Consider the following 7840-nt stretch of genomic DNA (forward strand, 5'->3'; position numbering starts at 1 on the left):
CCGCTGGACTGCGGAGCAGGCCCCGGCATTCTTTCAGGCTGAAAGTATTGCCTGGTTTTGCGACTGCTTCGCAGCCGAGCGGGAGCAAGCTCCCTCGCCACAAAAGCAGCGAGTCACAGCTCGATTAATTTACCGCTCGTGCAACGCCTCGGCCCGGGCCTTGATGATGGGCTTGAGCAGGTAGCTCAGCACGGTCTTCTTGCCGGTGATGATATCCACCGACGCCACCATCCCGGGGATGATCAGCAAGGGCTTTTCAGGCGTGCCCAGGTGGCTGCGTTCGGTACGCAGCTTGATGATGTAGTAGGTGGTTTTCTTGTCTTCGTCGGTGATGGTGTCGGCGCCGATCTGTTCCAGCTTGGCTTTCATCCCACCGTAGATGGTGTAGTCGTAGGCGGTGAATTTCACCGTGGCGTCCTGGCCGGGGTGCAGGAAAGCGATGTCCTGGGGACGGATCTTCGCTTCCACCAGGATAGTGTCGTCCAGAGGCACAATTTCCACCAGGTCGCTACCGGGCTGGATTACGCCGCCGATGGTGTTGACCAGCAGTTTGTTGACGATGCCGCGCACCGGCGAGGTCACCAGGGTACGGCTCACCCGGTCCTCCAGGGCCTTGCCGGTGGCTTGAGCCTTGTTCAGGTCGGTGCGTGCCTCATTGAGCTGGGTCAGTGCCTCGCTGCGGAACTTGCCGCGGGTCTCGTCGATCTTGCGCTGCACTTCCTTGATCGCCGATTCGGCGCGAGGAATTGCCAGCGTCGTCGCGTCCAGCTGCCCACGGGTCTCGACTTCGGCACGCTTGAGCCGCAGCACTTCCACCGGCGACACCGCGCCCTGGGCCACCAGCGGCTCGGACATGTTGATTTCCTGGCGTTGCAGCGCCAGGCCCGAGCGGTATTGCGCCTGCTTGGAGACGAACTCGCGCAATTCCTGCTGACGCTGGATCAACTGCTCCTGCAAGCCGCCGATTTCATCATGCAGCTGCTGGCGGCGGCTGATGTACAGCGATTCTTCGCTGGCAGCCTGGCCCGGCACGGCCTTGAGTACATCGGCCGGGAAATTCAGCGGTCGGTCATCGACCTCGGCACTCAAGCGCTCGACCCGCAACAGCATGGACAGGCGATCCGCCTCTGTTTCGCCGACGTTGGAAACAAATCGCGTGTCGTCCAGGCGAATCAACGACGCACCGGCGTCGACGATCTGCCCCTCCTTTACAAACAGTTCGGCGACGATACCGCCTTCCAGGTTCTGGATCTTCTGGATCTTGGACGAGGGAATCGCCTTGCCGTCGCCCTTGGTCACTTCGTCGATCTCGGCGAAGTTGGCCCATAGCACCAGGAACACAAAAAAACCGATGATGCCCCAGATGGTCAGACGCACCACCCGAGGAGCGTCCTCGATCAGCGCCTTGTTGACCTCGGGCAGCGGTTGGCCATGCAGCGAGTCGGAACCTTTGAAGTAACGACCCACAGCGCCTTTGAAACCGGATTTAAGCAACACTGATCTGCCCCTTTTTCAACGCTTCCATGACGGCGGCTTTCGGGCCGTCGGCGAGAATCTGTCCACGGTCGATCACCAGCAGGCGGTCCACCAGCGACAGCAGGGATGCCCGGTGCGTCACCAGCAGCACGGTCTTGTTTTCCACCACGGCGGCGAGGCGTTGTTTCAGGCGCTCTTCACCGGTGTTGTCCATCGCGCTGGTAGGTTCGTCCAAGAGCAGGATCGGTGGATTGAGCAGCAACGCGCGAGCCAGGGCGACGTTCTGGCGCTGACCGCCGGACAGGTTCTGCCCACGCTCACCGACTTGCAGTTCATAGCCTTGCGGATGCAAGCGGGCGAACTCGTGTACGCCTGCCAGCTCAGCGGCCTGAAGCACCAATTCGTCTTCGACGTAGCGGGCACCGGAAGTCAGGTTGTCACGCAGGGTTCCGGACAGCAGCTGGATATCCTGGGGCACGTAGCCGATGTTGTAGCGCAGCTCGCTGACGTCGATCTGGCGGATGTCCACGCCGTCCACCAGCAACGCGCCGTCATCCGGCTGGTAAAGCCCCACCAGCAGTTTTGCCAGGGAGCTTTTGCCCGAGCCGCTGCGGCCGATGATGCCGATTTTTTCGCCCGGCTTGATCACCAGGTTGATGTTCTTCAGCGCGGCGTTCTGCTGGTTCGGATAGGTGAAATTCAATTGCCGACATTCAATGGCGCCCTGCAACACCTTGCGACTGAGCGGGCGCTCATCGAAATTGCGTTCCTGGGGCAGTTCCATCATCTGGTCGACGGAAGTCATGGTCACTCGCGCTTGCTGGTAGCGGGTCAGCAGGCCCGACAACGAGGCCAACGGACTCAACGCGCGGCCGCTGAGCATGTAGCAAGCGATCAGCCCACCCATGCTCAGGTTGCCCGCGATGATCTGGTAGACGCCGAAGACGATCATGATCACCCCGGCCAGTTGCTGGATCAGCAAAGTGATGTTCATCGCCAGGCCGGACAGCATCTTCACGCGCAGTTCGAGGCGGCTGAGGGTGCCGATGGTCTGTTCCCATTGGTACTGCCGTTCGCTTTCGGCGTTGTTGACCTTCACCGCATCCAGGCCGGCCAGGGTTTCGATCAGGCTGGACTGGCGCTCGGCGCCCAGCGCCATGGTTCGCTCCATGGTCGCCACCAGGGGCTTCTGTAAGGCATAGCCAATCAGCAAGGCGATCGGGAACGCCAGCACCGGAATCCACACCAGGTGTCCGCCCAGGATCGCGATGACCATGAAGATCAGCAGCGTGAACGGCAAGTCGATCAGGCTGGTCAGGGTCAGCGAGGCGAGGAAGTCCCGCAGGCTCTGGAACTCGTGGATGTTCTGGGCAAAGCTGCCGACTCGCGCCGGACGGTATTTCATGGCCATGCCGACGATGCGCTCGAACAGCGTCGCCGAAATGATCAGGTCGGTTTTCTTGCCCGCCAGATCCAGGCACAGACTGCGCAGCATCTTCAGGATCAGGTCGAAGATATAGGCGCCGGTAATGCCGACGGCCAGTACCCACAGGGTTGATTCGGCCTGGTTCGGCACCACGCGATCGTAGACGTTCATCACGAACAGCGGCGCGGCCATGGCGATGATATTGATCAGCAGGCTGGCCGCGATGGCATCGGCGTACAACCAGCGGGAGCGCTTGAGGGTGTCGCGAAACCACGAACGCGCCCGAGGGATCAGCGTGCCGTGGTTGACGTCAAATTTATGCTGCGGTTGGGCGAAGAACACCTTGCCGCTGTAGTCATCGGCCAGCAGCTCGCGGCTGACGGTGACCTCGCCGCCATCGCTTTCGCTGAGCAGCAAGCGCGCCTGGTCGTCACCGGCCCAGCCCAGCAGCACGGCGCTGCGGCCTTCTTTCAGCAGCAGCAGAGCCGGCATGGCGATGGCCGGAATCTGTTCGAGCTTGCGTTGCAGCACCCGGCCTTGCAGACCGGCACGGGCCGCCGCGCGCGACAATAAGTCGACGCTCAACCGTTGCTTGGGCAGCGGCAGGCCGGTGGTGAGCATCGCCGCGCTGGCAGGTTTCTGATGCAGCATGCAGAGCGCCAGCAAACCGTCCAGCAGCGGGTCATCGTGCAGCGTGCGCGGGTCATGAACTAGTTCGACTGGACTGACTTCTGATTCCACGCTCGGCACTCTTTCGCTGAAAAACGGATGGATGGCTTAATTCATCCCAGGCAACTGGACCTTGGGTTTCACGTCGGTCTGCACAACCGATGCCAACGGCGCGACCACGCCTTGGCTTTTCAGCAACTGGCCCATGGTCGCCTTGATCCGGTACTGGCTGAACAGCTGCACGTTCTTGATTTCCGCCAGACGGCGGGAGGCGCTGAACAGCTCGTTTTCGCTGTCGAGCAAGTCGAGCAAGGTCCGTTCGCCGAGGCGGAACTGCTTCTGGTAGGCGGTGCGCACGTTGGCACTGCGATCCACGTATTGCTGAGCGATCGGCACCTGGGCGTTGGCGTTGTTCAGGGCGTTCCAGGCCAGGCCCAGTTCTTCATTCAACTGGCGCAGCGCGTTGTTGCGGATATCCAGCGCCTGGTTCGACAGGTAGGACTTGGATTCCAGGTCGGCCTTGTTGCTGCCGCCCGCGTACAGGTTGAAGCGCATGCGCAGCATGGCCTGCCATTCATTGTTGTGGCCGTTCTGGCCATCCAGATCGTTGTCGGCGGTGCGGCCCAGCTCCGCGTCGAAGCGAGGGTAGAAGCTCGACTTGGCGGCCTCGTACTGCTTCTCGGCAGCAGCGATGTCAGCTTCGGCCGAACGCAGTACTGGGCTGTTTTCCAACATTTGGGCGCGAGCTTCGGTCAGGTTGGCCGGCAGCAACGCCAGAAAGTCGGCGGGACGCTCCAATTGGTCAGGCAATTGGCCGACGGCGCTGAGGTAGTTGGTCTCGGCATCGGCCAGGTTGGTCTGCTCGGTGATCAGGTTGTTGCGGGCCTGGGCCATGCGCGCCTCGGCCTGGTCCAGGTCAGCGCCGCTGCCTACGCCACGGGAGGTGCGCAGCTTGATCTGGTCGAAAATGCGCTCATGGCTCTTGAGGTTCTCCTCGGCCAGGCGCACGAACTCACGGCGGGTCAGTACGTCCAGATACACCTGGGCGACGGTCAGCCCGGTGCGCTCGGAGGCATCGAGCAAGGAATAGGCGCGGGCACTGACGTTGGCTTGTTGACGCCCGACTTCGCTGGACGTCGCAAAACCGTCAAAAACCATTTGTGACAGGCGCAGGCTCGACTCGCTGCGGTTCAGGGTTTCCCAATGATTATTACTGCCCGAACGAGTAGTCACGCTGTCGGTGCCTTCGCGGCCATAACCGGCTGCAAGGTCCACTCTAGGCAGGTAGCCGCCCTTGGCCGCCTTCAGCTGATAGTCCGCCGCCAGGCGACTGTTCACGCCAGCCTGAATTTCCGGATGAACATCCAATGCTTGCTGCATCGCCTCCGGCAAGGTTTGTGCTTGTACAAAACTGACAGCCAGGGCGAAGGGTAAGGCCTTGAGCAGGTGCGAACGCATGGTTGGATAATTCCCGAAACTCTTGTCTTGAATCACAGCGAGACGTGTCGCTGCATCGGATGATGGCAACCGGAATGACCGTATGTCGGAAAGTTCAAAACAGGGGCAGGAACACGCACCGAAAGAACAGGTCGCCGCTTAAATATCAATGTGACATTACAGAGGCGATTGTTTAGGATGGCCAGCATAAGGTCAATAGTTTGGCAGAAACAAAATAAGCCGGACTAGCAGTCAAAAAATCGTCATATTTCCAGCGTCAAAACATTATCCCTTTGTGCGCATGAACATCCAGATCGCTGTGGCCAACGAGGCCGTCGGGTCCATGGACGTCTACTGAACGTGGTACCCGGAGAGTCTTCAATGAGCAGTGTTATTGCCGTTGTCAAAAGCATTGTTGGTCAGGTTTTCGTCGTTTCCCCCGAGGGCATTCGGCGCGTACTCATTGAAGGCGATCGCCTTAACGTAGGCGACCAGCTGGACACCGGCCCTGCCGGCGCCGTCACGTTGGAACTGGCTGACGGCCGCACGCTTGACCTGGGCCGCGATACCCAGTGGAGCGCCAGCGCGCCGGACTCTTCCACCGACCTCGAACAGGCCACTGCCCAAGCCGCGCCTTCAGTAGAAGAGCTGCAGCAAGCCATCGCCGCCGGCGTCGACCCGACTACCGCCCTGGAAGCCACCGCGGCCGGCGCCACCGCTGCCGGTACAGGCGGCGCCGTGGGCGGCGGTCATAGCTTCGTCGTGCTGGATGCCACGGCCGGCAGCGTCGACCCCACCATCGGCTTCCCGACCGAAGGCCTCGCTGCGGCCGCGGCAACCGATGACAACATCCTGGGTGGTGACGATAACGCCGATACCACCGCCAACGCCGTGCTCAATGCGACGATGACCTTGAGCGCCACCCCGACCCTGACCGAGGCCGGGGGTGTGCTGGTCTACACCGCGACCGTGACCCAGGCGCCGCAAACCAACCTGACCGTAACCCTATCCAACGGCGCGGTGATCGTGATCCCGGCCGGGCAGCTGACCGGTAGCGTCAACGTTCCGCTCGCGCCGAACGACACGGTCTACAACGACCCCAGCCAAGTCAGCGTGACCGTCACCGGCACCACTGGCGGCACTGGCATCGCCGTGACCTTGCCGACCACGCCAGCCGTGACGCAGATCACCGACACCGTCGACACCACCACCGTCACCCTGAGCGCCGGCAATACTGTCACCGAAGGCGGCCAGATCACCTACACCGCGACGCTGACCAACCCGGCTCAGACGCCGGTGACCGTGACGTTGAGCAATGGCTCGGTCATCACGATTGCCGCTGGCCAGACCAACGGTACCGTGGCTGTCGATACTCCGGCCAATGACGTCTACAACAATGGCAGCACTGTCAGCACTACGATTACTGGCGCAACCGGCGGTAACTTCGAGAGTCTGGTGCCCAGCACTACGCCTGCGGTTACTACGATCACTGATTCGGCTGACGCCACTGGCCTGACGCTTAGCGCCAGCGAAACCATCACCGAAGGCGGCCAGATCACCTACACCGCCACGTTGACCAATCCTGCCCAGACGCCGGTGACCGTGACGTTGAGCAATGGCTCGGTGATCACTATCGCCGCCGGCCAGACCACCGGTACCGTGGCTGTCGATACTCCGGCCAATGACGTCTACAACAATGGCAGCACTGTCAGCACTACGATTACTGGCGCAACCGGCGGTAACTTCGAGAGTCTGGTGCCCAGCACTACGCCTGCGGTTACTACGATCACTGATTCGGCTGACGCCACTGGCCTGACGCTTAGCGCCAGCGAAACCATCACCGAAGGCGGCCAGATCACCTACACCGCCACGTTGACCAATCCTGCCCAGACGCCGGTGACCGTGACGTTGAGCAATGGCTCGGTGATCACTATCGCCGCCGGCCAGACCACCGGTACCGTGGCTGTCGATACTCCGGCCAATGACGTCTACAACAATGGCAGCACCGTCAGCACTACAATTACCGGCGCAACCGGCGGCAACTTCGAGAATCTGGTGCCGAGCACTACGCCTGCGGTTACTACGATCACTGATTCGGCTGATACGACTGGCCTGACGCTCAGCGCCAGCGAAACCATCACCGAAGGCGGTCAGATCACTTACACCGCGACGCTGACCAATCCGGCTCAGACGCCAGTTACTGTCACGTTGAGCAATGGCTCGGTCATTACCATCGCCGCTGGTCAGACCACCGGCACCGTTGCCGTGGATACCCCGGTCAACGACGTCTACAACAACGGCAGTACCGTCAGCACCACGATCACTGGCGCAACCGGGGGCAACTTCGAAAACCTGGTGCCGAGCACGACGCCTGCGGTTACTACGATCACTGACTCGGCTGATACGACTGGCCTGACGCTCAGCGCCAGCGAAACCATCACCGAAGGCGGTCAGATCACTTACACCGCGACGCTGACCAATCCTGCTCAGACGCCGGTAACCGTGACGTTGAGCAATGGCTCGGTGATCACTATCGCCGCCGGCCAGACCACCGGTACCGTGGCTGTCGATACTCCGGCCAATGACGTCTACAACAATGGCAGCACCGTCAGCACTACGATTACCGGCGCAACCGGCGGCAACTTCGAGAATCTGGTGCCGAGCACTACGCCTGCGGTTACTACGATCACTGATTCGGCTGATACTACCGGCTTGGCCTTGTCCGCAACCGACACCGTTGCCGAAGGCGGCTCGATTGTTTACACCGCGACCCTGACTAACGCCGCCGGCTCGCCTGTCACCATCACCCTGAGCAACGGCGCGGTGATCAAC

The 7840-nt window shown here is 61.2% G+C and carries 4 protein-coding genes; 1 reads left to right on the forward strand and 3 read right to left on the reverse strand.

The genetic code is table 11. The features are described from left to right. Positions 1-129 precede the first annotated feature (129 nt). The 3 genes from ACE04F_RS18605 to ACE04F_RS18615 are packed head-to-tail and all read right to left on the reverse strand — an operon-like array spanning position 130 to position 5029. Positions 130-1497 (reverse strand): HlyD family type I secretion periplasmic adaptor subunit, encoded by a 1368-nt coding sequence (locus ACE04F_RS18605; RefSeq protein ID WP_305497595.1) that lies wholly within the window; start codon positions 1495-1497, stop codon positions 130-132. Beyond that, complete coding sequence (locus ACE04F_RS18610; protein WP_305497596.1) at positions 1487-3643, reverse strand: type I secretion system permease/ATPase; 2157 nt, start codon at positions 3641-3643, stop codon at positions 1487-1489. The genes ACE04F_RS18605 and ACE04F_RS18610 overlap by 11 nt, the downstream gene beginning before the upstream one ends. A 36-nt stretch (positions 3644-3679) precedes the next feature. Continuing rightward, the gene (locus ACE04F_RS18615) at positions 3680-5029 is read right to left on the reverse strand and encodes a TolC family outer membrane protein (RefSeq protein WP_486108967.1); all 1350 of its coding nucleotides are present in this window, start codon (positions 5027-5029) and stop codon (positions 3680-3682) included. A gap of 360 nt (positions 5030-5389) precedes the next feature. On the opposite strand from ACE04F_RS18615, the gene ACE04F_RS18620 reads away from it, so the two are divergent. Further along, positions 5390-7840, forward strand: a 2451-nt coding sequence (locus ACE04F_RS18620) for a retention module-containing protein (protein WP_486108969.1), incomplete at its 3' end; no start/stop codon positions are given.

Source organism: Pseudomonas sp. AGC41 (assembly GCF_057334555.1).

Bases quoted from the DNA above. Each gene is read 5' to 3' on its own strand.
- ACE04F_RS18615 (WP_486108967.1), bottom strand. From the start codon at position 5,029: ATGCGTTCGCACCTGCTCAAGGCCTTACCCTTCGCCCTGGCTGTCAGT.